Source organism: Pseudomonas sp. LTGT-11-2Z, from assembly GCF_003691445.1.
GTDB lineage: Bacteria > Pseudomonadota > Gammaproteobacteria > Pseudomonadales > Pseudomonadaceae > Aquipseudomonas > Aquipseudomonas monteilii.
In genome coordinates, this window is the sequence record NZ_CP033104.1 from 1,680,386 (window position 1) to 1,702,541 (window position 22,156).

Here is a 22,156-nt window from a genome sequence, read left to right on the forward strand (position 1 = left end):
GTCCTCAGCGCGTCATGCGCTCCCAGCTTACTCAGCCCACTCCGGATCCCCGGTGAACACCACCGTCAGCCAGCGGTCAGGCCCTTCGCCACCGACGGCATCACCAATCTCGTTGCGCCATGCGTCCCATTCATCGATGGTCTTCGCCGCCATGGCCTTTGGCACGATGAAGTACAGCTCGATCTCCCGCGAGCGCCCGACCTTGGCCACATAGGCGCGGTATGACTGCAGCCCGTGGCGGGCAACGAAGGCCTTGGCCACTTCATCCACATGCAGCTTGAGGTCGCCAGGGGTGACCAGAAATATTTCTGACAGCGCCTGACGCACCACCGACATCGGCAACGGCACGATTACCAGGCACACCAGCGCCAGCACGGCCGGGTCGATGTACGGTGATACCCACTCCAGCGACGTGCCCTGCACCGCGTAACCAAAGCAGAACGCAATCAGCAGCGCGGCGGTGATGCTGGCCGACATCACCCAGCCCTTGACGTCCATGCGCACGAAGTCTGATTTCAGCTTGCGGTTGGCGCGGGCTTCGACCACGGCGATGGTCACGCAGGTGATCACGGTCAGCACCGCATAGATCATGGCAATGCCGAATTCGAGGTGACGGCCGCCTTGCAGCAGGCTGCTGACGGCGTTGATCAGCGCGTAGATGGCCACGCCGCTGAGCAGAATGCCGTTCAGTGCCAGCACCATGGGTTCCAGGTGCCAGAAACCCATGGTGAAGCGCTCGCGCAGCTTGCGTGACATCTGCACGCTGGTGGTGTGCGAAGTGATCAGTTTGACCACAACAAGCGACAGGCCACTCATGCTGGCGTCGACCAGCGAATAGACGCCGTCGAAGACGATGGAGTAGGAGCCGGAGGCCACGCCGAAAGCGATACCAATGCTGGCGATGAACAGGGTGACGGCAATCGAGGTGCGTAACAGGCCCTGTTCGCTGGTGATGTCGAAAAAGGTGGATCGGGTTGCGGTATGCATGAATTGTGCTCTGGAAAACGATAATGCTGTGGTGTCTGCAGGGGCCTCTTCGCGGGCAAGCCCGCGAAGAAGGCGCATTGGCCCTTACAGGCTAGACGCGGAATTGCTCCATCAGCGCCTGTTGTTGATTGGCCAGCCGGTTCAGTGCCTGGCTGATGCGGGCCGATTCGTCGGCCTGGCCCGCCAGCGACTCGGTCACATCCCGAATGCCGGCTACGTTGCGGTTCACTTCCTCAGCCACCGCGCTCTGTTCTTCCGCGGCCGAGGCAATCTGCAGGTTCATGTCGCTGATCACGGTCACCGCTTCGCCAATGCGCTGCAGTGCCGGTAGCGCCTGTTCCATGCGCGTTGCGCTGTCCTGTGCCTGGCGCTGGCCCTCGTGCATGGCGCCCACGACATCCTGGGTGCCTTGCTGCAAGCCTTCGATGACCTGGCGAATCTCCTCCACCGACACCTGCGTGCGCTGGGCCAGCCCGCGTACTTCATCGGCGACCACGGCAAAACCGCGCCCGGCCTCGCCAGCACGGGCCGCTTCGATGGCGGCATTCAGCGCCAGCAGGTTGGTCTGCTCGGCGATGGTGCGGATCACTTCCAGCACCGTACCGATCTGCCCGCTGCGGTCTTGCAGGGCACGTGCCTCGTCCATGGCGGTGTCCATGCCGGCAGCCAGGCGGTCGATGCCCTGGCGGGTGCTGTCGATCAGCTGCAGGCCTTCGCGGCTGGCCTGGTCGGCGGCGCGCGCGGCCTGAGCCGCCTGCGAGGCGTTGTGGGCGACATCCAGGGCGGTGGCGCTCATCTCGTTGGCAGCCGTGGCCACCTGCTCGATTTCGCGGTGCTGCTGTTGCATGCCGTTGCTGGTCTGGCTGGCGATGGCGGCTGACTGGTCGGCGGTGCTGCGGGCCTCCTGCAGTGAGCCTTTGACCTGGGCGATGATCGGCTGCAGCTTGTCGAGGAAGCGGTTGAACCACCCCGTGAGCTGGCCCAGTTCGTCGTCGCGGGCGTATTCCAGGCGGCGGGTCAGGTCGCCTTCGCCGCTGGCGATGTCTTTCAGGCGCGCAGCCACGGCCAGGATAGGCCGGGTAACGCCGCGTGCGGTCAGCCATACCAGCAGCAAACCCACCACCGCCGCACCAAGGCCGATCAGCAGGCTGGTGAGGTTGGCGCTTTGGTTGTGTGCGTCCAGGCGTTGATTGAGGGCCACGGCGGGTGCCTGCAGCACGCTTTCCGGCAGCTCCAGCAAAACCTGCCACGGGGCTGCGTCAGGGATTGGCGTGAAGGGGTGGGCCACGCGCAGCAGGCCGTCGGCTACCGCCTTGTCCATGGGCTGGCCGAGCGCGCTGTCGTCGCGGCTGTTGCCTGCCAGCAGGCCGGCAGCGCTGGCGATACTCACCTGGCCCTGGCCATCGAACAGTTCGCGGCGGCCTTCCACGCTCAGTTGCTGGAGGTTGGCAAGGCCAATGTCCAGGCCCACGACGCCGATCACCTTGCCGTGCTCCAGCAGCGGCAGGGCGATGCTGGTCATCAGCACTTGGCGGCCGTTGACGTCGTCCAGATACGGCTCGAGCATGCACGTTTTGGCGGTGTCCTGCGGGCAGGTCAGCCAGCGGTTCTTCGCCGCGCCGTTGTTGCCGATGCTGGCATCGCCGAGCATCGATTCCGGCATGGCCTCACGTTCCAGTGCGCCGGGGCTGGGCTGCGACCAATACAGCGAGAAGCGCCCGCTGTCGTTGCTGCCTGCGGCATCCTGGCCGACGAACTGGCTGTCCTGCTGATCCAGCGCGTTGGGCTGGAACACGAGGTACAGGCCGATCACGTCCGGGTTGCCGGCCAGGCTGGCACGCGCCTGGCGGGTCAGCTCGGCGCGCAGGTCACTGCCGCCACGGGCTTTCAGGACTTGTACCAGGCGGGCAAAGCCATTGCCGTACTGGTAAGCGTCCATGAAGTAGCGCTGGATACGAAGGGCCTGGGTTTCGGCATGGGCCTGCAGGCGCTGGCGGGCGCTGCTGTCGAGCATGGCGGTGTTGGCCTGGTTGACCAGCGCGGCACTGCGTTGTGCCTGGGTCAGCGATGTGGCCACCAGCAAGGCGACGATGGCCAGCAGGCACAAGCCGGCGAGCAGGGTGATCTTCCATTGGATGGAGAGGCGACGCAGCGGCATGAGGGCTTTCCTTTTCGAGCAAGTACAACGCCCGCGGTCGAGCGCGGGCGTTGTTGGCAGCGTGGGTCATTCGGCGACGTAGTTGGGCGGTGCCGACCGGAAGGCTTTGGTCAGCCAGCCCAGGTAGATCAGCCCGAGCGCAGCCCAGATGCCGCCAAACATCAGCGAATGCGCATTCAGGTCCAGCCACAGCGAGACGATGATGCAGAAGCCGACGGTCGGCAGTACCAGGTATTTCAGCTGGTTGGTCAGGCCTTTGCGGTTGCCTTCGCGCAGGTAGCAGTGGTTGATCACCGACAGGTTGACGAAGCTGAACGCGACCAAGGCGCCGAAGTTGATGATCGAGGTGGCGGTCACCAGGTCGAAGAAGATTGCCGACAGCGAAATCAGCCCCACTACCGCAATGTTCAGCACGGGTGTCTTGTAGCGTGAATGCAGGCGGGCGAAGACGCTGGCCGGGATCACGTTGTCGCGGCCCATCACGTACAGCAGGCGCGACACGCTGGTTTGCGAGGCCAGGCCAGAGGCGATGGTGTTGATCACGGTACAGGCGATGAAAATCGACTGGAACAGTTTGCCACCCACGTACAGGGCGATTTCCGGCAGGGCCGCTTCATGGTCGTGGAAGCGTGCCATGGTCGGGAAATAAGCCTGGATGAAGTACGACACGGTGATGAACACCACGCCGCCGATCAGCGCAGTGAGGAAAATGGCACGTGGGATAGTCTTGCTCGGGTCGCGGGTTTCCTCGGACAGGCAAGTAACCGCGTCAAAGCCCAGGAACGAGAAGCACAGGATGGTCGCGCCAGCGGCCAGAGCGCTGAACTGGGTCTGGCTGTCGCCGAAGGGGACCAGGCTCCAGGCGGTACCCAGCCCTTCTCCGTGGTCCAGGCCGCGCACGCACAGGTAGATGAACACCGCGATGATCGCTACCTGTACGCCCACGAACAACAGGTTGAAGTGCGCCACCAGGTTCACGCTGCGCATGTTGATCAGGCTGATCAGGGTGACGAAGCCGGCCACCCACATCCACTCGGGTACTTCCGGGAACATGGCCGAGAGGTAAAGCTTGGCCAGCAACGCGTTGACCATCGGCAGCAGCAGGTAATCCAGCAGCGACGACCAGCCGACCAGAAAGCCTACATGCGGGTTGATGGCGCGTTGGGTGTAGGTGTAGGCCGAGCCCGACTGCGGGAAGCGCTTTACCAGGGTGCCGTAGCTCACGGCGGTGAACAGGATGCCGGCCAGCGCCAGGATGTAGGCGCTGGGTACGTGGCCGGCGGTAATCCCGCTGACAATGCCGAAGGTGTCGAACACGGTCATCGGCGTCAGGTAGGCTAGGCCGATGATGATCACATGCCAGAGACGCAGGGTTTTGCGAAGTTGGCCGTTGCCGGTAGCGCTGTGGTCATGCTGCATGCTGGCATGGCTCCTGCTGCTGGGCGTAAACGGCGGGCACGGTGTATTGCGCATGCGGCAAGGGCGAGCGGGTGGGCTCCATGTTGTTCACCTTTTATGTTGGAGCGGCGGAAGGCGCGGGGGACGCGCAAAGTGGTGAAAATAAAAAACGATGGGTAGGTGGGTGTCAAGTTAAACATGACAAGATGTTACTAGATTGAAACATTTATCGATTTAGAGGCTGTTTTGTTCGGTTTTTGCGCGGTTTTTTGCGGTTATGATCAATTTTAATGTTCGTAAAAATTAACGATTGGGCATCGTCCATGGGCTGGGTGTCAGACGCTTCCCAAAAATGCCATTTCTCGATCCGCACCCGCCTGTGTCACCTGTTGCAGTGGTAATCTTCGCTGCGTGGCCTTTGGTCGCCCAACAAGCCCTTACGGACAGCATTCGGTTCTATTCATGAAGAAATCAGTTGGCATCCTTTCCGGCCTGGCTATCGCCATTGCCGTCGCAACCACCGCTGGCGCCTGGTACACCGGCAAGCAGCTGCCGGCCGAGCTGGACAATGCCCTTGCCCGCAGCAACGCCGAGCTGAAGAAAGCCCTGGTGACCACCGGTGGCAGCATGAGCATCGAGCGGGTGTCGCTGGAGCAGCATTTCTTCAGCAGTACCGCCCAGTACCGCCTGAAAGCACGCGACATCAACGTGGGTGACGGCGAGGTGTTGAGTTTCGACGTGGGCGTGACCGACCAGATCGAGCACGGCCCGCTCCCCTGGTCACGGGTCAAGGCGTTCAAGCTGATTCCGGTGCTGGCGGTCAGCAACAGTAGTTTGCAAAAGGACGAAGCCACCGCACCGTGGTTTGCCGCAGCGGGTGAGCAGGCGCCGGTCAGCGCCCAAACCAGCTTGGGCTACGGCGGTAATGTGGTCAGCCAGGTTCGGCTGGCGCCGGTCAAGTTCGACGAAGCGGACGGCAATAGCCTCGACTTCTCGGGCATGCAGCTGGAGGTCAGTGGCGACAAGGAAGGCAAGGCATCCAAATTCCAAGGCCAGGCCGATCGCTTCGTGATGAAACTGGTTCATGACGACCAGCCGCCTGCCACGTTCGAGCTCAAAGGCCTGAAGCTTGGCGGTAACCTGGCAGCCACCGAGCACGACGCCATCTATGTCGGTAATGCCGACCTGGCGCTGGCTGAAACCAAGGTCACCCTGGGGCCCAAACAGCAGGTAATGCTGATCAAGGGCTTCGAGCAAAATGCCCTGCAAACCATTGATGGTCCGGATACCGTGGGCGGTCGCGTGGAGTACAAGGTTGGCGACATCACCTGGGATGGCCGTGCAGTGGGTAAGGCACAGATGGCGGTGAGCATTACTTCGGTCAATGCACCGGCGCTGCAGGCATTGTCGAAGTGGTACCAAGCGCATCTGGCGGAGTTCGAGGCCGCCGCCGCCGCCGGCCAGCCGGTGCCGCAAATCCAGATGGACGACGCCGAGAAGGCCCGTTTCCAGGGTGATCTGCAGAAGCTGCTCGCCGCCAGGCCCAAGGTGGCGATTGAAAATCTGTCGTTCAAGACCGCCAATGGCGAGAGCCGCTTCAACCTGTCGATGGACTTTGCCGCCCCGTCCAGCTTCGACCTGCCGCCGGACCAGTTGAGCAAGCAGATGATCACCGAGGTGAAGAGCAAGCTGTCGTTGTCCAAGCCGATGATGGGTGACCTGGCGACCTTGCAGGCGCTGCTGGATGGTCAGACTGACGCTCAGGCGATTGCCATGCAGTCCAGCCAGGCTGGGGAGATGGTTGGCATGATGGCGCTGCAGAGTGGCATGGCGACTGTCGAAGGTAATGATGTGGTGAGCAGCCTGCACTATGCCGATGGCATGGTTGACTTCAACGGCAGGAAAATGACCGTGGAAGAGTTCGCCATGCTGATGGCGGCGCACCTGGCCGCGTTGTCGCCGCAGGGTTGATTGGTTCTGCCTGTGCTGGCCCTGTCGCCGGCACAGGCAACACAAAAACCACTTTAGTAATCGCTGGATTGTCTGTAGCCTTCGGCCTCCGATAATAATCCGTGCCCGCAGAGGGCCGTGGCGGGCAGTATGCCGTCCGGCGCCCTTAGCCGATCTGTCAGGGCCGGGTGATACACTCGATTTGACGCGCACGAGCGCCTGCAGGTCCAGCGATCATGACCCAGATTTCCGAACGCCTGTTGGTTCAGGCCCACCTCGACGCCAAGCAGCCCAACCCGCTGACAGCCGAGCAGGAGGCCGAATACCGTGCGGCCATCGCTGCCGAGCTCAAGGCCCAGAACGCAGTGCTGGTTGCCCACTATTACTGCGACCCGGTCATCCAGGCGCTGGCTGAAGAAACCGGCGGCTGCGTGTCCGACTCGCTGGAAATGGCCCGCTTCGGCAAGAACCATCCGGCCGAGACCGTGATCGTGGCTGGCGTGCGTTTCATGGGCGAAACGGCAAAAATCCTCACCCCGGAAAAGCGCGTGCTGATGCCGACCCTGGAGGCGACCTGCTCGCTCGACCTGGGTTGCCCGGTCGAAGAGTTTTCTGCGTTCTGCGACCAGCACCCTGAACGCACCGTGGTGGTTTACGCCAATACGTCCGCTGCTGTAAAGGCCCGTGCCGACTGGGTAGTGACCTCAAGCTGCGCGCTGGAAATCGTCGAAAGCCTGATGGATAACGGCGAGACCATCATCTGGGGGCCGGACCAGCACCTGGGCCGTTACATTCAGAAGCAGACCGGTGCCGACATGCTGCTGTGGGACGGTGCCTGCATCGTTCACGAAGAATTCAAATCGCGCCAGCTGGCCGACATGAAGGCACTGTACCCGGACGCAGCGATCCTGGTACACCCTGAGTCGCCGGAAGCGGTCATCGAACTGGCCGACGCAGTGGGTTCTACCAGCCAGCTGATCAAGGCAGCGCAGACCCTGCCGAACAAGACCTTCATCGTCGCCACCGATCGCGGCATCTTCTACAAGATGCAGCAGCTGTGCCCTGACAAGGAATTCGTCGAAGCGCCTACTGCCGGCAATGGCGCGGCATGCCGCAGCTGCGCGCACTGCCCGTGGATGGCGATGAATACCCTGGAGCGTGTGCTGCACTGCTTGCGTAATGGCGGTGATGAGATTTTCGTCGACCCGGCGCTGGTGCCCAAGGCGATCAAGCCGCTGAACCGGATGCTGGACTTTACCCAGGCTGCAAGGCTGAAACTGTCCGGTAACGCCTGACGACAGACCGCGTCGTCTTCTTCGCGGGCGAGCCCGCGAATGGCCCTCAGCGCCCCATCATTTCCCGCACCATGCGCTGCTGCTCCATGATCTCGCGCTGGCGCTGGTCAATCTGCGAGGCCAGCGGGAAGTTGCTGCCCGACCGGCGCTTGGCGTAATCCAATTGCTGGATCGCCTGGTCAAAGTCCCCCACCAGGGTGAAGTACTCGGCCCGTGCGCGGTGCAGGCCAATGGTATTGCCCGACAAGCCCCGCACTTCAGCCATGTCATACCACACGTCCGGGTCATCCGGCCGGCTCTTGACCAGTTCGTTGAGCACCTTCTCCGCTTCGGCAGGCTTGTTCTGCTTCACCAGCAAATCGGCGCGGACCTGTTTCAGCGGGTAGTTGCCCGGATACAGCCCCTGCATCCGTTCGGCCCGCTGCTGGGCGTCGGCCAGGCGGTTGTTGGTGATGTCCAGGTCGATCTGCGCCAGGTTGTAGGTGATGTCGTTGGGTGCCTTGGCCAGTAGCGGCTTGAGCATTTCACGCGCTTCGTTCAGCTGCCCGCCTTTGATCTGAGCCAAGGCCAGGCCGTAACGCGCGGCGTCCAGTTTCGGGTCTTCGTCCAGCTGGGCACGGAAGCGCTTGGCGGCAAGCCCTGGTGTGCCTTCGTAGGTCAGCGCCACCCGGGCGCGAATCAGCTGGTAGCGCATGCTGTCTTCAATGCCGCCCTTGGGCGCCTGGTCGGCCCGGTTGCGGGTATCGGCGATACGGGATTCGGTCACAGGGTGGGTCAGCAGGAATTCAGGTGGCTTGGCGTCATAGCGATACTGGCGTGCCAGGCGCTCAAACATGGTCGGCATGTTGCGCGGGTCGTAGCCAGCCTTTTCCAGGTTCTGGATACCGATACGGTCGGCTTCCTGTTCGTTCTGGCGTGAGAACCGGCGCTGTTCCTGGATCGCCGCCGCCTGGGTACCGGCAATCATGCCGATGCCCGCATCGCCGGCGCCACCGGCGGCCAGCACGATACCGGCCAGCAACGCCGCCATCATCGGCAGCTGCATGCGCTGCTGCGCCTCGACGCCTCGGGCGAAGTGGCGCTGCGACAAGTGCGCCAGTTCGTGCGCCAGTACCGAGGCGTACTCGCCTTCGGTCTGGGCGTTGAGGAACAGCCCGCCGTTGACCCCGACAATGCCACCCGGGGCGGCAAAGGCGTTCAGCTCGCGGCTGTCGATCAGGATGAATTCCAGGCGCCGGTCCTGCAGCTGGCTGGTTTCGGCCAGTTTGTACACGCTGGTTTCGACATAGTCCTTGAGCTGTGGGTCGTTCAGCTGGTTGACCTGGCCACGCAGCAGGCTTAGCCAGGCGCGGCCCAGCTGGTGCTCCTGTTGCGGCGAAACGATCGCGGAACTGGCGTCACCCAGTGATGGCAGGTCGTCAGCATGGCCGGGAAGGGCCATCAGGCAGGCCAGCGTCAGCAGGGTAGGGCGCAGTAGATTCATGCATGAAGCTCGCGTCGGTCAAAGATACCTACTGTAGCGGGCTCACACGTTGGCGACCAGTGGCGCTATCCTAGCCGACCCTGTCAGCAAGCAGTCTGGCAACGCCTTTGGAGACCCTGCGATGAGTGACACCCTGACCTGCGATGCCGAACTGGACGCCAGCGGGCTGAATTGCCCTTTGCCGCTGCTCAAAGCCAAGATGGAGCTCAATCGCCTTGCCAGTGGCGCGGTACTCAAGGTGATCGCCACGGATGCCGGGTCGCAGCGTGACTTCCGCACTTTCGCCCAGTTGGCCGGTCATACCCTGCTGCGTGAAACGGCCGAGGCCGGCACCTACACTTACTGGCTGCGCAAGGCCTGAGTCTTTACCAAGGATCGTCAATGTTCAAAGTGCTTCGCGACTGGATGCATCGCTACTTCTCCGATGAAGAAGCAGTGGTGCTGGCGGTCCTTCTGTTTCTGGCTTTCACGGCCGTTCTTACCTTGGGCGGCATGCTCGCGCCCGTGCTGGCGGGTATGGTGCTGGCGTTCTTGATGCAGGGCCTGGTCAACGCCCTGGAGCGTGTGCGGGTACCGACGCGGCTGGCGGTAATGTTGGTGTTCGCCCTGTTCATGGGTGCGCTGGCGCTGTTCATGCTGGTGCTGGTGCCGCTGCTGTGGCACCAGCTTATTACCCTGTTCAACGAGCTGCCGGGCATGCTCGGTAAGTGGCAGTCGCTGCTTTTGCTGCTGCCCGAGCGCTACCCGCACCTGGTGTCGGACGAGCAGGTGCTGCATGCCATCGAGTCGGTACGTGGCGAAATCGGCAAGTTTGGCCAGTGGGCGCTGACCTTCTCGCTGTCGAGCCTGCCGTTGCTGGTCAATGCCATGATCTACCTGGTGCTGGTGCCGATCCTGGTGTTCTTCTTCCTCAAGGACCGCGAACTGATCGGGCGCTGGGTGAGTGGCTATCTGCCGCGCCAGCGCACCCTGCTGAACCGGGTGGGCAGCGAGATGAACCGGCAGATCGCCAACTACATCCGTGGCAAGGGCATCGAAATTCTAATTTGTGGCATTGCCACCTACATCGCCTTCATCAGCCTGGGGCTCAACTACGCCGCACTGCTGGCGCTGCTGGTGGGGCTGTCGGTGGTAGTGCCCTACGTGGGGGCGGTGGTGGTGACGGTGCCGGTGACGCTGATTGCGCTGTTCCAGTGGGGCTGGGGCGACCAGTTCATCTACCTGATGACGGTGTACGCGATCATCCAGGCGCTGGATGGCAACGTGCTGGTGCCGTTGCTGTTCTCCGAGGCGGTGAGCCTGCACCCGGTGGCGATCATTTGCGCGGTACTGCTGTTTGGCGGGTTGTGGGGGTTCTGGGGGATTTTCTTCGCCATCCCGCTGGCGACCCTGATCAAGGCCGTGCTGGATGCCTGGCCGCGGCAGGAGCCTAGCGTTTCACCGATGCTTTGATCTGATTGGGGCCGCTTTGCGGCCCCAAACGATCTCAAGCCTTGTTCAGCGCTTGGGCTGCTGCCAATACGGCATCCACGTGCCCTGGCACCTTCACCCCACGCCATTCCTGGCGCAGTACACCCTTCTTGTCGATCAGGAAGGTGCTGCGGTCAACGCCCATGTATTCCTTGCCGTACAGCTTCTTCAGCTTGATCACGTCGAACAGCTGGCACAGGGCTTCGTCCTTGTCGCTGATCAGCTCGAACGGGAAGCCTTGCTTGGCCTTGAAGTTCTCGTGCGACTTGATGCCATCGCGCGACACGCCGAACACCACGGTGTTGGCGGCGGCAAAGGCGTCATGCTGGTCGCGGAACCCCTGGCCTTCGGTGGTGCAGCCCGGCGTGCTGTCCTTCGGGTAGAAGTACACCACCACTTGCTGGCCCTTGAGTTCGGCCAGGCTGACGGTTTGCCCGCTGGTGGCCTGGGCCTGAAAGTCCGCAACAGGTTGGTCGAGTGCTACAGCCATGGTGGTTTCCTTACATGGGGTTCTGTGGGCGCCAAGGTTCGATCAGCGCATCCAGGTTCAGGGCATCGGCAAAGTCCAGGAACTGGTCACGCAACCAGCTGATTTGCGTACCGGCCGGCAGAATCACGGTGAACTGGGCGTTGAGCATGCTGCTGCCGGTTTGCGGAGCCAGGTAGGTGTCGCAGGTCATGGCTTCCAGCTCGACGCGGTGGTCGAGGAAGAACTGGCACAGCTCGTTGATGATGTCCGGGCGGTAGGCGGCGCTGACGTAGGCCACGTACGGCAGGGCCTGCGGGCGCACTTCCTGGTCGGCGCTGCGCACCACGTCCAGGGTCAGGCCATGTTTTTTGCCCAGGCCCGGCAGGGTGGACTCCAGGCGCGCCAGGGCGTCCCAGCTGCCGCCCACTTGCAGCACCAGGGCGCTGGTCTCGCCGTGGCGGCTCAGGCGCGAGGTGACTACCGCGCAGCGGTTTTCGAAAGCGGCGCGGCTGAGGACGTTGGCCAGTTCCATGGGGTTCGGGCCCAAGGCACTGATGACAAGGAATTGTTCGCGGACGGTGGGGGTGGACATGCAGCATTCCTAAAGCGATGAGCGGTCGGTACAGGACGGGCGAAAGCCTCCTGTCGGCAGGGCCCGGGGCTCGCATGCGAGGTCGTGGACGCTGGCGGGGAGCAAGGTCGACGGCCCGGCGGGCCGCGCTGCACCGATCAAAGGATCAAGGGTAGCGAAATAAGGCGCTGAGGGGAATGCTCCGCCTGCCTGCTTCGCTTGTGCAAGGCCGATGCCCCCAGTACCATTACGGCTCTCTTTTTCCGGCAGGAGCAGTTACATGATTGCGGGCAGTATGGTGGCATTGGTCACACCCATGGATGCACAAGGGCGTGTGGACTGGGGCAGCCTCGACAAACTTGTAGACTTCCACCTGGAAAACGGCACCCATGCGATCGTCGCTGTCGGCACCACGGGTGAGTCCGCCACGCTGGATGTCGAAGAACACATCCTGGTCATCAAGCACGTGGTCGAGCGCGTCAAGCGCAGCAGCCGCCGCGTTCCGGTCATTGCCGGTACCGGTGCCAACGCCACTGCCGAAGCCGTGCACCTGACCCAGAACGCCAAGAGCGCCGGTGCCGATGCCTGCCTGCTGGTAGTGCCGTACTACAACAAGCCGACGCAAGAAGGCCTGTACCAGCACTTCAAGCACATTGCCGAAGCCGTCGACATTCCGCAGATCCTCTACAACGTACCCGGCCGCACCTCCTGCGACATGCAGGCCGAGACCGTGATCCGCTTGTCGGCCGTGCCGAACATCATCGGCATCAAGGAAGCCACCGGCGACCTGGTCCGCGCCAAGGCCATCCTTGATGGCGTCAGCAAGGACTTCATCGTCCTGTCCGGCGATGACCCGACTGCCGTCGAGCTGATCCTGATGGGCGGCAAGGGCAACATCTCTGTTACCGCCAACGTCGCCCCGCGCGAAATGGCCGATCTGTGCGAGGCCGCCCTTGAGGGCAATGCCGAGAAGGCCCGCGCGATCAACGAAAAACTCATGCCGCTGCACAAAGACCTGTTCTGCGAAGCCAACCCGATCCCGGTGAAGTGGGCGCTCGTCGAAATGGGCCTGATGCAAAAGGGCATTCGCCTGCCACTGACCTGGCTGAGCGAAGGCTGCCACGAAAAAGTCCGTACTGCCTTGCGCCAGTCCGGCGTACTGGTTTAAGAGGAAGTACACCGCATGAAGCGACTGGCTGGTCTTTCCGCCCTTGCCCTGATTATCTCCAGCACCAGTGGGTGTGGCTGGCTGTGGGGCGAGGATGGCTATTTCCGCGACCGCGGCAGCGACTACCTGCAGGCGCACCCGACTGCGCCGATGCAGCTGCCGCCGGACGCCAGCAACGTCAAACGCCTTGACCCGCTGCTGCCTATTCCGCGTAACGTCGCCGATGATCACGTCACGGGCGAGTTCGAAGTGCCGCGCCCGCAACCCCTGACCGGCGGTGCCGCCCAGGTTACCGACTACAGCCTGCAACGCAGTGGCAGCAGCCGTTGGGTGCTGGCCCAGCACTCGCCAGCCGAAGTGTGGCCGGTGGCTCGCCAGTTCTTCGAGGACAACGGCTTCCGCATCGCTGAAGAGCGCCCGCAGACTGGTGAATTCAACACCACCTGGCAGCGTTTCGACGAGTTGTCGGCATCGCTTGGCCAGCGCCTGGCGAGCACCGCCAGCAGCGGTGACAGCGAAGTGCGTGTACGTGTGCGCATGGAGCCTGGCGTGCAGCGCAACACCTCCGAGGTGTACGTTGTCAGCGTCGAGCGCCCGGCCGGCAGCACCGCCGAGCCTGACTTCCCGTCCACCTCCAGCAACACGGGGGCCGATGCCCTGCTGGTCGACGAAATGCTCGCCAGCATGAACCGCAGCGCCGAAAAAGGCGGTTCGGTGTCACTGCTGGCCGCGCGCGATTTCGACGCGCCAAGCCGCGTCAGCCTGAGCGAAGACGGCAGCGGCAACCCGGTGCTGTACCTGGGTTCCGACCTGGACCGTGCCTGGTCTGGCGTAGGCCGTGCCCTGGAGCAGGGTGGCGAGTGGCGTGTTGAAGACATCAACCGTAGCCTGGGCCTGTACTACATCAACCTGTCGGAAAAACCGGACGACAAGCAGAACCAGCCTGGCTTCTTCGGCCGGATGTTCGGCAGCGAGCCGACCAAGGAAGAGCGTGAAGCCCGTGCCGAGCGCTACCAGGTTCGCCTGAGCAAGGTGGGTGATAGCGTGCAGGTCACGGTCGAGAAAAACATCAACACCGTGGCCCCGGCCGATGTCGCCCGCCGCGTGCTGAGCGCCATTCAGGACCACCTGGGCTAAGTGCGCTTCGCGGTACTCGGAAGCGGCAGCCAAGGGAACGGCACGCTGATCGCCAGTGGTGACACGTTCATCCTGGTCGATTGCGGCTTTTCCCTGCGCGAAACCGAGCGGCGCCTGGCGCTGCTCGGTGTATCGGCGGCTCAGCTCAGTGCGGTGCTGGTGACCCACGAACATGCCGACCACGTGCATGGGGTGGGCTTGCTGTCGCGGCGCTACAATGTACCGGTCTACCTCAGCCAAGGCACGTTGCGCGGCATGCGCAAACCGGTGGAGGTGGCCGGTTTTCTCGCTTGTGGCCAAAGCCTGCGTATCGGCAGCCTGGAAGTGACCGCCGCGCGGGTCGAGCACGATGCCTACGAGCCGTTGCAATACGTGGTCAGCGATGGCCAGCGGCGCTTCGGCATGCTGACCGACCTGGGCTCTTATGACGCGCTGTTGCTGGAGCGTTACCAGGGCCTGGATGCATTGCTGATCGAGGCTAACCACTGCCGTGACCTGCTGGCACGCGGTCACTACCCGGCCTTCTTGAAGCAGCGGGTAGGGGGCATGCAAGGGCATTTGAACAATCACCAGGCTGCGCGCCTGGTGCACGAGTTGGGCTGGAGCAACCTGCAACACCTGGTGCTGGCCCACCTCAGCAGCAAGAACAACCTGCCACACTTGGCCCGCCAGTGCTTCGTCGACACCCTTGGGTGTGACCCGGACTGGCTCCAGGTGGCGAATCAGGAACACGGGCTCGACTGGCGCGAAATCGCCTAGCCCAACACCTCAAGCAAGCGGAGCCCAATCATGGAAAAACGCGACGAACTCTACCGCGGCAAGGCCAAATCGGTTTACAAGACCGACGACCCCGACCGCTTGATCCTGCTGTTCCGTAACGACACTTCGGCGTTCGACGGCAAGCGCATCGAACAACTCGACCGCAAAGGCATGGTGAACAACAAGTTCAACGCCTTCATCATGCAGAAGCTGGAAGAAGCCGGCGTGCCGACCCAGTTCGACAAGCTGCTGGGCGACAACGAGTGCCTGGTGAAGAAGCTGGACATGATCCCGGTCGAATGCGTAGTGCGTAACTACGCCGCCGGCAGCCTGGTCAAGCGCCTGGGCGTGGAGGAGGGCATCAAGCTGGAGCCGTCCACCTTCGAGCTGTTCCTGAAGAACGATGAGAAGGGCGACCCCTTCATCAACGAATCCCACGTTGTCGCGTTCGGCTGGGGCACCGCCGAGCAGCTGGTGGAAATGAAAAAGCTGTCGCTGAAAGTCAACGAAGTGCTGAGCAAGCTGTTCGATGACGCCGGCCTGCTGCTGGTCGACTTCAAGCTGGAGTTCGGCGTATTCCACGGCCAGATCGTGCTGGGCGACGAGTTCAGCCCGGACGGTTGCCGCCTGTGGGACAAAGAAACCCGCAAGAAGATGGACAAGGACCGCTTCCGCCAGGGCCTGGGCGACGTGATCGAAGCCTACGAAGAAGTTGCCAAGCGCCTGGGCGTGCCGCTGTAAGCGGCGCGTTCACGCAAGCGCCTGATACCACGCGATTTTTTTGAAAAAAGATTTGCGTTTTCAAAAAACGCTGGTAAGATGCGCGGCATTGGAGAGATGCCGGAGTGGTCGAACGGGACGGATTCGAAATCCGTTGTACTGGCAACAGTACCTAGGGTTCAAATCCCTATCTCTCCGCCATATTAAAGGCCCCGAGCGCTGTATAGCCCTCGGGGCCTTTTTCATTTGGGGGAATTTTGGGGGAATGGGGGAGCGTGTATTTCCCCCAAGCGTTCGCTATCATTTCCCCCCATGGCCTACTACGAGAAGCGCGGGGACGCTTGGCGCGCCCAGATCCGCCGCAAAGGATATCCAACCCTTTCCGCCACCTTTGACACCAAGGCAGAAGCCCAGCGATGGGCCGCCGAGATCGAAGGTGATATGTCGCGTGCGCGCTTCGTCGACATGCGCGAGGCCGAGAGCACCACGCTCGCTGAGGCCTTGGACCGCTACCTGTCGGAGGTCACTTCCACCAAGAAGGGCGCCAAGCAGGAGCAGGTCCGCATCAAGAAGTGGAAAGAGCACAAGCTGGCCAGCAAGGGCCTCGCTGCGATCCGCTCGAGCGACATGGCCACGTACCGCGATGCTGAGCTCAAGGAAGGTAAATCGACCGCGACAGTCCGCCTCAACCTGGCAGTGATCAGCCACCTTTATACGGTGGCCACCAAGGAATGGGGCATTGAAGGGCTGACCAACCCGTGCCGGGCTATCCGGATGCCCAAGGGCAGCAAGGAGAGGGATCGTCGCCCGACGCCGGCGGAGCTCGCCGCGCTGTACAAGGCGGCCGGCCAGATGAACGCCCAGTTACCGGTATTCATTGAGCTGGCGGTGGAGACCGCGATGCGCCGTTCTGAGTTGCTGATGCTGCGCCGCGACCAGGTGCGCGGCAAAGTGGCTTACTTGGAAGACACCAAGAACGGCGATAGGCGCGCGGTGCCGCTGTCCTCCCGGGCGATAGCCCTGCTGGAGGGGTTGCCCACGCCGATCGGTGGCGGCCGGTACTTCAACCTGGCCCTCAACACGATCAGCAACTATTTCCCCAGGGCCTGCGTGGCCGCTGGGATTGAAGGTCTACGCCTTCACGACCTTCGCCATGAGGCGACCAGTCGTTTCTTTGAGCGCGGCTTCACCATGATGGAGGTCGCGAGTATCACGGGCCACAAGACTCTCACGATGTTAAAACGCTACACTCATCTGAATCCCTATGATTTAGCAGATAAGCTAGCGTAAGATCGTCCACCCACACACATAAGGAGCGGGTCGTGTCAGCTGAGACAAAATTGAAATATCAAGTGGCGCTTTTCGGTGATTTTTCTCATGTGACCCCAGATGAAGAGACGCTAAAAAAGTGCATTGAGAACTTCTTTACACTAGGGTTTATGCCAACTCCTCTTCAGGAGTTTAATGGTCAAACTAGTAAGGTAGAGGCGCGGCTTGGATTTCAGTCTATACGTAACGGGATTGTAGTAAATATTCTTTCCAATCGGATGGATGTCTTTTGTAACCCGTTTCCCGGCAGCAATGCTGCAGGTTTGTCGCTGCGAGATTTTGGCGATGAAAGCAAAAAAATTATTGATAAAATAATTTCTGTATTTAGCTTGAATGTGCGGCGCGCAGGTTATGTGACGGAAACTTTTCTCAAGCCTTTAGATGATGCTAGCTTAGAAAAAGTCAAAAAACTTATGCTGAATGCAGACTTTAATCCGACTGGAAATTTGACGCCTAAAGAGTGGTCGATTCGTTTGGTTTCTCCAGTGGTAATGGAGGGAATTGCCTCGCCAGTAAATCTGATAACCAATTTCGCCCGGAGCGATATTCAAATGGGGGATCAGAGCGGGCAGAAGGAATTTACTACGATCCATGTGACAATGGATGTAAATATGCCAATGGAAAAAGCATCATTCACCATGGATGCGGCGCTTATTTCAGGTTTTATTGATAATAGCTTAGAACTTCAGCATACAGTGCTGAAGAATGTTCGGGAGATCGCTTATGGCTAACAGGCCTTCGGTCACCGATATATCAACTGCCATCGGAATTGGGGACCCTTTTTCGATAACCTCTCAGACTAGCTTGGCTGCGTTTAACTTCAGCTTCACGCATGCCAATTCGTCATTCTATGATCCTAATGTTACTCGGAACATCAGGATAATCGAGTCACCTCAAACCGGCTCTGCGAAACCACAGGTGTTGGACGAAGAGGCGCGGGCTAAATTTGAGAAGGGGTTTATGGAGCGACTCGATTCAGATCGATTCGAGCCTGGGGTAAAATCTTCTACAGAATATTATGTTGAGCAATGGCTAGCCACGAACCCATTTTTGGTGCAGACCTCTATCGGCAAGTTTTTTCTCGCTAACACTTCTCATGTAAATCGTCTGGTAGGCGTGCTTTCTGTGGTTGCACATCTGGACAAGGAAGCTCTTAGTCCAGCTAACGAATTGATTGCGTTAGCTGCCCTTTCGCATGGTTCTGTTGAAGTTAAGGAGTACGCCTTAAGGGCGTATGAGTACTGGGAAGATCCGGTTCTAGTTGCGAAGCTTAAGGACTTTTCGATCCAGCCGGCTTGGCTAGAGGAGTACAAAAATGAAATTATCGAAGATGTAATTGGGGGATAAGGATGTCGTATTTCGTGCGTAAGATCTCACGCTCAAAGTGGGAGGTTGATGGAAATGGAGCTGTTAACGCAGATGCTATCACCAATTGCATGAAGACGAATGGTAATACCTTATCGTTCTGGCGAGTAGATTCTGAAACCGAAATTAGTAGTGCGATCCTTGCGCTTGCGGCTGCTAATGACAATCTGGACAAAATGGATGTGGTGGTGATTCCCGAGGCTGTCTTTCAGGGATTGGAAATAACAATCGTCGAGACACCAGGTAATACGGCCTGTGAAAAATTCGCACATACCCATAGAGATCTCGCCAATCTCACAATCAAAGAACTGGCTTTGGTTGCAGATGTTTTGGCTGATAAGATCAGGTCGGGGGGCACCACCCGTTATACTCTCGGCAAGCTACGGACTCTTCTTTTGAGTGCGATCGAAGAAAAGCATCTTGACTTCAACCGTTTAAGTGATGGCATTAAAAAGAAACTTCGACCGCCGCCGCCTAGCGAGCCATGCCCAACCTGTGGAGCTGTCAAGCAGTAAAAACGTTATTGAGAGCGTGATTACGCCGCGTGTAGCGAGCGAGGCTGTTTCCTTTTCCTGCCAGGTTTCGACTTCTGGTGCTCCCCATCCCGAAATTCGCGCAAGAACTTGCGCACGTCCTCCTTCAGCCAGCAGTGCCGGTTGCCCATCTTGAAACTCTTGGGCAACCAAGGCACGCCACGGCGAATCCCCTCCCTGATCGACGCTTCGGTGCGGCCCAGCAGCTTAGCCAAGCCCTCAACCGTCAGTACCTCGGTCTCTTCGCTCATTCCTTCCTCCCGACCTGACACGTCAGATTCTGGTTGTCACGCTGATCTGTCACGTCAGGTCCGTTTTGCTGGCGGCAGCGCAGGCTTTGACTCAATGAACGAGCTGGCTGAGTGTTCGCCGCCAATGTGGCGGAAGAAGTCGATCTCAACCTTTGCGCTTTCAATCAGTACGCGGCTGATATCCGATACCGACTGGGCGCGCTGAACCTCCTTGGCCAAGTTGTCGTCATTGGCCTCACGCACCGCTTCGAGCTGGGCGAACAGGTGGTCGCGAAGGTCGCTGAGCTTATTTTTCATTCCTGGTCTTCCTCTTGATCTCTTTTTTCAGTTCGTTTTGCAGGTGGAGAATGTCAACGATCTCCTCCGGCAAGCCTTTGTAGTGATGGTTATTGCGCAACTGGTGCTCGGCACGCGTGCGCAGGCATAGGTTGGCCAGGTTCGTGTTCTGCACATTGCCGTCTTTGGCTGCCACGAGCATCCCCTCTGGTACAGGGCCGTTGGCTTGCTCCCAGGTGTAGATATGAAGCGGTTTCCACACGTCGGGCTGCGCTACCTTGATCAGCGTGTACCGGCCCTTGCGGTGTGTGGCTCCAACCGGTCTTGGATCCTGGCAAATCTGACCCCCTTTGGCCTCCAGCCTGGCAAGCAGGATTCGTCGATGCGTTTCCGATCTGTGGGCATCGGTCTTAACCAGCCCAAACAGGGCTGCCCGCAAGGTGATGGCTGTCTTTGTCCGCCCAGGCAGCAGCAGGCAAAGCTCCTTGTTGGTCTTGTTGGGGTAGAGAAGGCGAAGGAGATCATCCTCTGCCTCGGTCCAACGCTTGACTGGCCCGCGCCTAGTCATGGCCCGCTCCGGTCTGTAGCTCTCTGATCACCGATTGGATTCCGGCCACATAGCTCCCTGGCCGGCCTTCGGTAGCGCCGGCCAATCGCTCAACCACCAGGTCTACCGGAGAGCCACGCAGTGAGGCGACCAAGTCAATCGCCCAGTTCCTTGCTTCCAAGTACATGAAGCGGTTGATGGGGCCGGCCGGAGGCTGCGCCGAGCAGGAGAGCTTGCGGGTAGGTTCTACAACATTAGCCGTCGAGACCTTTGCGGCTGACCTTGATACGACCGAGTTGGCCCGCCCGCGACCCCGCTTGAGCCCCATCGATTCGAGTATTTCCTTCGCCGCCTGGCTGATATCCCGCTTGCTCATGAGTGCCCCCGGAAGTGGTCGGCCAGAACTCGTCGCCCGTCCAGGCCGCAGGCAGCGGACAGGTCAAGGACCTGCCCGAAGGTCGTTTCGCGCTGCTGCAGAGCGTCCCACAGCAGTAAGAGCAGGCAGGCCTGGCTCATGGCTCCTGCTCCCGAGGCTTTTCGGCCTGCTGCGCCTGGTCACGATCAAGTAGCCTGTCGATCCGGGCGAGGAGTATGTCGCGATACTCGACGTTGACCAGTTCGTCGTTGACGTATGCGATTGCCTCCCGCAGCAATACATCAGCCACCTGCAGTTGGGCCTCGCACTCAGCCAGCCTGGCCTGCAGGTCGCCTTCGCTGAATCCGGCGATTACTGCCAAGCCGCGACCTGCTGAGACCAGATCACCCAGCTTGGTGAAAGGCAGGATGCTCGAGAGTGGCGCGGCTTCGCTGGCCCGCAGCACAAGCGTGATGCGTTCAGGCTGCTTCATGGCCGCTCTCCGTTCCGCGTGCGGCTTGTTCCTCGGCTTCATCCTGCAGGAGCTGGCGCCATTCGGCCTCGGTGCGATTCCCATAGAGCGGTTCAGGCTCGGGAAGCGCGGCACTCGATGCTGGCGCCTGTGGCTTGGGTAGGCCTGCTGCTTTGCGCTCGGCAATTTCCTTGCGGTCTACGGCTACACCTTGCGGAGCTTCGATGCCAAGGCGAACCTGGCTACCTTTGACTGCCAGCACAACTACGGTGATGTCGTCGGCGATCTTGATGGCTTCGCCTACGCGACGGGTGAGGATCAGCATGTGGTACTCCTTGTGTGGGTTAGGGGTGGTGCCTATCACCACCCCAATGGCCTTACTTGACGCCGATGAAGGGGAGGGGTGCCTGGCCGCCGGTGTAGGTCGGTAGCTTCCCGTCCCACTTTTCCACCGCGTTCAGGGTCACCACATCCGGGTTGGCACGCAGGGCTTGGGCGCGGACCTCGATTGCCTTGGCGTCGGCCTGGGCGATCAGCAGCTTGGCGTCTGCCTCACCCTGGGCTCGCGCTCGTTCCTTGTCGGCCTCAGCCTTGGCCTGAGCAACCTCATTGCGGCGCTGTTCGGCCATCTGTGTAGCCTGGATCTTGGCATTCAGGCTGGCGGTTACCTGCGGTGGCAGGGCGAGGTCGGAGGCGTAGTAGATACGCTCGAGGTTGATGCCGATCGGCGCCACCTGAGCGCGGACGCGCTGCTCGACAGCCAGCAGCAGGTCAGCCTTGCCTTGCCCGTACACGCTTTCCACCGGCAGCTTCGAAGCCACGTCGTTGAAGGCGTCACGGACCATGTTGCGCAGGAATTTGTTGGTGATCTCGTCGATGCCGGCGCGGTACTTCTGGAACAGGGTGGTGACCTTGTCCGGCGCGACGGCATAGGTGATGCCCACATCACCGCCAACCTTCATGCCCTCGACGGTCTGGAACGTGATGGTTTCGGCGCCGGTCCAGGTTTCGGTCTGGGTGAACGTCGGGAACAGGTACAGCTCTTCGTTGATGCCGACCCAGTACTTGCCGGTACCGACTTCCTTGAGCTCAACGCCTTTCTCCGAGCCGTACAGGTTGACGATGACCCCGACATTGCCGGCCGGAACCTTCGAGCACCCGCCCAGGACGGCGAGAGCACACAGCGATACAGCAGCGAGTAAACGCTTCATTGGTCTTCCTCTTTGGTGATTGCCGCAGGAGCACGGCGCTTGTTGAAAAGGTGGTAGGCGAGGGTGATGGACGCGATCAGCCAGATGACGACCAGCGTCAAACCGATGATCACTAGGCCGTCCGACTCGCTGCTGATCAGGGCCGGTGCGATGAAGCGCAGTACGGCCAGCGAAATGACCAGGTACAGAAAGGCGCAGGTCAGGTTGATCAGCAGGTCCAGCGTTTTGATTGAGGGGTGCTTCATCACTTTC

The 22,156-nt window shown here is 60.7% G+C and carries 25 protein-coding genes, 1 tRNA gene and 2 pseudogenes; 13 read left to right on the forward strand and 15 right to left on the reverse strand.

The features are described 5' to 3' along the window. Positions 1 to 27: 27 nt before the first annotated feature. The 4 genes and pseudogenes from D8767_RS07795 to D8767_RS07805 all read right to left on the reverse strand — a co-directional run bounded on the left by D8767_RS07795 (position 28) and on the right by D8767_RS07805 (position 4,564). Positions 28 to 987, reverse strand: coding sequence for a cation diffusion facilitator family transporter (locus D8767_RS07795; protein WP_016711988.1), 960 nt, complete (start codon positions 985 to 987; stop codon positions 28 to 30). A 91-nt stretch (positions 988 to 1,078) separates the two neighbouring features. After that, positions 1,079 to 1,834 (reverse strand): methyl-accepting chemotaxis protein, encoded by a 756-nt coding sequence (locus D8767_RS29570; RefSeq protein ID WP_371058798.1) that lies wholly within the window; start codon positions 1,832 to 1,834, stop codon positions 1,079 to 1,081. 102 nt (positions 1,835 to 1,936) lie between these two features. Further along, a pseudogene (locus tag D8767_RS29575) lies at positions 1,937 to 3,145 on the reverse strand (HAMP domain-containing protein); the annotation flags it as partial. A gap of 66 nt (positions 3,146 to 3,211) precedes the next feature. Continuing rightward, complete coding sequence (locus D8767_RS07805; protein WP_016711986.1) at positions 3,212 to 4,564, reverse strand: APC family permease; 1,353 nt, start codon at positions 4,562 to 4,564, stop codon at positions 3,212 to 3,214. Between the two features lie 441 nt (positions 4,565 to 5,005). Between D8767_RS07805 and D8767_RS07810 the strand changes: the two genes are divergently transcribed. Then, positions 5,006 to 6,514 (forward strand): YdgA family protein, encoded by a 1,509-nt coding sequence (locus D8767_RS07810; RefSeq protein WP_016711985.1) that lies wholly within the window; start codon positions 5,006 to 5,008, stop codon positions 6,512 to 6,514. Positions 6,515 to 6,729: 215 nt separating this feature from the next. After that, on the forward strand, positions 6,730 to 7,788 hold the full coding sequence (gene nadA / locus D8767_RS07815; protein WP_016711984.1) for a quinolinate synthase NadA: 1,059 nt from the start codon (positions 6,730 to 6,732) through the stop codon (positions 7,786 to 7,788). A 46-nt stretch (positions 7,789 to 7,834) separates the two neighbouring features. On the opposite strand, the gene D8767_RS07820 is transcribed toward nadA, so the two are convergent. Next, on the reverse strand, positions 7,835 to 9,271 hold the full coding sequence (locus tag D8767_RS07820; RefSeq protein ID WP_016711983.1) for a M48 family metalloprotease: 1,437 nt from the start codon (positions 9,269 to 9,271) through the stop codon (positions 7,835 to 7,837). A gap of 121 nt (positions 9,272 to 9,392) precedes the next feature. Here D8767_RS07820 and D8767_RS07825 point away from each other — a divergent pair, with 121 nt between their 5' ends. Together D8767_RS07825 and D8767_RS07830 are read left to right on the forward strand one after the other, a co-directional pair. Then, positions 9,393 to 9,632: a sulfurtransferase TusA family protein gene (locus D8767_RS07825; RefSeq protein ID WP_008097503.1), complete on the forward strand. Its 240-nt coding sequence runs from the start codon at positions 9,393 to 9,395 to the stop codon at positions 9,630 to 9,632. 20 nt (positions 9,633 to 9,652) lie between these two features. Further along, the gene (locus D8767_RS07830) at positions 9,653 to 10,723 is read left to right on the forward strand and encodes an AI-2E family transporter (RefSeq protein ID WP_016711982.1); all 1,071 of its coding nucleotides are present in this window, start codon (positions 9,653 to 9,655) and stop codon (positions 10,721 to 10,723) included. A gap of 34 nt (positions 10,724 to 10,757) precedes the next feature. Here the strand turns inward: D8767_RS07830 and D8767_RS07835 are convergent, their stop codons facing one another. Together D8767_RS07835 and D8767_RS07840 are read right to left on the reverse strand one after the other, a co-directional pair. Then, positions 10,758 to 11,231, reverse strand: a complete 474-nt coding sequence (locus D8767_RS07835; protein ID WP_016711981.1) for a peroxiredoxin — start codon at positions 11,229 to 11,231, stop codon at positions 10,758 to 10,760. 10 nt (positions 11,232 to 11,241) lie between these two features. Then, positions 11,242 to 11,802 (reverse strand): glycine cleavage system protein R, encoded by a 561-nt coding sequence (locus D8767_RS07840; RefSeq protein WP_003254741.1) that lies wholly within the window; start codon positions 11,800 to 11,802, stop codon positions 11,242 to 11,244. A gap of 259 nt (positions 11,803 to 12,061) precedes the next feature. Between D8767_RS07840 and dapA the strand changes: the two genes are divergently transcribed. From dapA to D8767_RS07885, 9 genes are all read left to right on the forward strand, one after another. Further along, entirely contained in the window at positions 12,062 to 12,949 is an 888-nt protein-coding gene (dapA, locus tag D8767_RS07845; RefSeq protein WP_016711980.1) for a 4-hydroxy-tetrahydrodipicolinate synthase, read from the forward strand. 15 nt (positions 12,950 to 12,964) lie between these two features. Further along, positions 12,965 to 14,086: an outer membrane protein assembly factor BamC gene (bamC, locus tag D8767_RS07850; RefSeq protein WP_016711979.1), complete on the forward strand. Its 1,122-nt coding sequence runs from the start codon at positions 12,965 to 12,967 to the stop codon at positions 14,084 to 14,086. Further along, positions 14,087 to 14,845 carry an MBL fold metallo-hydrolase gene (locus tag D8767_RS07855; RefSeq protein ID WP_015271459.1) on the forward strand — a complete coding sequence of 253 codons (759 nt, stop codon included), beginning with the start codon at positions 14,087 to 14,089 and terminating at the stop codon, positions 14,843 to 14,845. 30 nt (positions 14,846 to 14,875) lie between these two features. Beyond that, complete coding sequence (gene purC, locus D8767_RS07860; protein ID WP_016711978.1) at positions 14,876 to 15,586, forward strand: phosphoribosylaminoimidazolesuccinocarboxamide synthase; 711 nt, start codon at positions 14,876 to 14,878, stop codon at positions 15,584 to 15,586. 90 nt (positions 15,587 to 15,676) lie between these two features. Then, positions 15,677 to 15,766 (forward strand) — tRNA-Ser (locus D8767_RS07865). 111 nt (positions 15,767 to 15,877) lie between these two features. After that, positions 15,878 to 16,855: a site-specific integrase gene (locus D8767_RS07870; RefSeq protein ID WP_162998285.1), complete on the forward strand. Its 978-nt coding sequence runs from the start codon at positions 15,878 to 15,880 to the stop codon at positions 16,853 to 16,855. Positions 16,856 to 16,887: 32 nt separating this feature from the next. Continuing rightward, positions 16,888 to 17,625 carry a hypothetical protein gene (locus D8767_RS07875; protein ID WP_121757781.1) on the forward strand — a complete coding sequence of 246 codons (738 nt, stop codon included), beginning with the start codon at positions 16,888 to 16,890 and terminating at the stop codon, positions 17,623 to 17,625. Continuing rightward, the gene (locus tag D8767_RS07880; RefSeq protein WP_121757780.1) at positions 17,618 to 18,241 is read left to right on the forward strand and encodes a hypothetical protein; all 624 of its coding nucleotides are present in this window, start codon (positions 17,618 to 17,620) and stop codon (positions 18,239 to 18,241) included. The genes D8767_RS07875 and D8767_RS07880 overlap by 8 nt, the downstream gene beginning before the upstream one ends. Before the next feature lie 14 nt (positions 18,242 to 18,255). After that, positions 18,256 to 18,774, forward strand: a complete 519-nt coding sequence (locus tag D8767_RS07885; RefSeq protein ID WP_162998256.1) for a hypothetical protein — start codon at positions 18,256 to 18,258, stop codon at positions 18,772 to 18,774. A gap of 20 nt (positions 18,775 to 18,794) precedes the next feature. Here D8767_RS07885 and D8767_RS07890 read toward each other — a convergent pair whose 3' ends face one another. From D8767_RS07890 to D8767_RS07925, 8 genes and pseudogenes are all read right to left on the reverse strand, one after another. Beyond that, complete coding sequence (locus tag D8767_RS07890; protein ID WP_121757778.1) at positions 18,795 to 19,043, reverse strand: AlpA family transcriptional regulator; 249 nt, start codon at positions 19,041 to 19,043, stop codon at positions 18,795 to 18,797. A gap of 54 nt (positions 19,044 to 19,097) precedes the next feature. After that, positions 19,098 to 19,340: a hypothetical protein gene (locus D8767_RS07895; protein ID WP_122048293.1), complete on the reverse strand. Its 243-nt coding sequence runs from the start codon at positions 19,338 to 19,340 to the stop codon at positions 19,098 to 19,100. Continuing rightward, complete coding sequence (locus tag D8767_RS07900; RefSeq protein ID WP_121757777.1) at positions 19,330 to 19,887, reverse strand: HNH endonuclease signature motif containing protein; 558 nt, start codon at positions 19,885 to 19,887, stop codon at positions 19,330 to 19,332. The genes D8767_RS07895 and D8767_RS07900 overlap by 11 nt, the downstream gene beginning before the upstream one ends. Before the next feature lie 351 nt (positions 19,888 to 20,238). Beyond that, a complete protein-coding gene (locus D8767_RS28655; RefSeq protein ID WP_162998284.1) occupies positions 20,239 to 20,382 on the reverse strand; it encodes a hypothetical protein in 144 nt (47 codons plus the stop codon). Then, positions 20,379 to 20,714, reverse strand: coding sequence for a hypothetical protein (locus D8767_RS07910; protein ID WP_121757775.1), 336 nt, complete (start codon positions 20,712 to 20,714; stop codon positions 20,379 to 20,381). Before D8767_RS07910 ends, D8767_RS28655 begins: the two co-directional genes overlap by 4 nt. Positions 20,715 to 20,841: 127 nt before the next feature. Beyond that, positions 20,842 to 21,018, reverse strand: a pseudogene (gene csrA / locus D8767_RS29120) (carbon storage regulator CsrA); the annotation flags it as partial. Positions 21,019 to 21,070: 52 nt separating this feature from the next. Further along, positions 21,071 to 21,904, reverse strand: a complete 834-nt coding sequence (locus tag D8767_RS07920) for an SPFH domain-containing protein (protein WP_121757773.1) — start codon at positions 21,902 to 21,904, stop codon at positions 21,071 to 21,073. Next, entirely contained in the window at positions 21,901 to 22,149 is a 249-nt protein-coding gene (locus D8767_RS07925) for a hypothetical protein (RefSeq protein WP_121757772.1), read from the reverse strand. The genes D8767_RS07920 and D8767_RS07925 overlap by 4 nt, the downstream gene beginning before the upstream one ends. Between the last annotated feature and the right edge of the window lie 7 nt (positions 22,150 to 22,156).

Excerpts from the sequence above, each read along its gene's own strand:
- D8767_RS07795 (WP_016711988.1), bottom strand. The coding sequence starts at position 987 with ATGCATACCGCAACCCGATCCACCTTTTTCGACATCACCAGCGAACAG.
- D8767_RS29570 (WP_371058798.1), bottom strand. The coding sequence starts at position 1,834 with ATGCAACAGCAGCACCGCGAAATCGAGCAGGTGGCCACGGCTGCCAAC.
- D8767_RS07805 (WP_016711986.1), bottom strand. The coding sequence starts at position 4,564 with ATGCAGCATGACCACAGCGCTACCGGCAACGGCCAACTTCGCAAAACC.
- D8767_RS07810 (WP_016711985.1), top strand. The coding sequence starts at position 5,006 with ATGAAGAAATCAGTTGGCATCCTTTCCGGCCTGGCTATCGCCATTGCC.
- nadA (WP_016711984.1), top strand. The coding sequence starts at position 6,730 with ATGACCCAGATTTCCGAACGCCTGTTGGTTCAGGCCCACCTCGACGCC.
- D8767_RS07820 (WP_016711983.1), bottom strand. The coding sequence starts at position 9,271 with ATGAATCTACTGCGCCCTACCCTGCTGACGCTGGCCTGCCTGATGGCC.
- D8767_RS07825 (WP_008097503.1), top strand. The coding sequence starts at position 9,393 with ATGAGTGACACCCTGACCTGCGATGCCGAACTGGACGCCAGCGGGCTG.
- D8767_RS07830 (WP_016711982.1), top strand. The coding sequence starts at position 9,653 with ATGTTCAAAGTGCTTCGCGACTGGATGCATCGCTACTTCTCCGATGAA.
- D8767_RS07835 (WP_016711981.1), bottom strand. The coding sequence starts at position 11,231 with ATGGCTGTAGCACTCGACCAACCTGTTGCGGACTTTCAGGCCCAGGCC.
- D8767_RS07840 (WP_003254741.1), bottom strand. The coding sequence starts at position 11,802 with ATGTCCACCCCCACCGTCCGCGAACAATTCCTTGTCATCAGTGCCTTG.
- dapA (WP_016711980.1), top strand. The coding sequence starts at position 12,062 with ATGATTGCGGGCAGTATGGTGGCATTGGTCACACCCATGGATGCACAA.
- bamC (WP_016711979.1), top strand. The coding sequence starts at position 12,965 with ATGAAGCGACTGGCTGGTCTTTCCGCCCTTGCCCTGATTATCTCCAGC.
- purC (WP_016711978.1), top strand. The coding sequence starts at position 14,876 with ATGGAAAAACGCGACGAACTCTACCGCGGCAAGGCCAAATCGGTTTAC.
- D8767_RS07870 (WP_162998285.1), top strand. The coding sequence starts at position 15,878 with ATGGCCTACTACGAGAAGCGCGGGGACGCTTGGCGCGCCCAGATCCGC.
- D8767_RS07880 (WP_121757780.1), top strand. The coding sequence starts at position 17,618 with ATGGCTAACAGGCCTTCGGTCACCGATATATCAACTGCCATCGGAATT.
- D8767_RS07890 (WP_121757778.1), bottom strand. The coding sequence starts at position 19,043 with ATGAGCGAAGAGACCGAGGTACTGACGGTTGAGGGCTTGGCTAAGCTG.
- D8767_RS07895 (WP_122048293.1), bottom strand. The coding sequence starts at position 19,340 with ATGAAAAATAAGCTCAGCGACCTTCGCGACCACCTGTTCGCCCAGCTC.
- D8767_RS07900 (WP_121757777.1), bottom strand. The coding sequence starts at position 19,887 with ATGACTAGGCGCGGGCCAGTCAAGCGTTGGACCGAGGCAGAGGATGAT.
- D8767_RS28655 (WP_162998284.1), bottom strand. The coding sequence starts at position 20,382 with ATGAGCCAGGCCTGCCTGCTCTTACTGCTGTGGGACGCTCTGCAGCAG.
- D8767_RS07910 (WP_121757775.1), bottom strand. The coding sequence starts at position 20,714 with ATGAAGCAGCCTGAACGCATCACGCTTGTGCTGCGGGCCAGCGAAGCC.
- D8767_RS07920 (WP_121757773.1), bottom strand. The coding sequence starts at position 21,904 with ATGAAGCGTTTACTCGCTGCTGTATCGCTGTGTGCTCTCGCCGTCCTG.
- D8767_RS07925 (WP_121757772.1), bottom strand. The coding sequence starts at position 22,149 with ATGAAGCACCCCTCAATCAAAACGCTGGACCTGCTGATCAACCTGACC.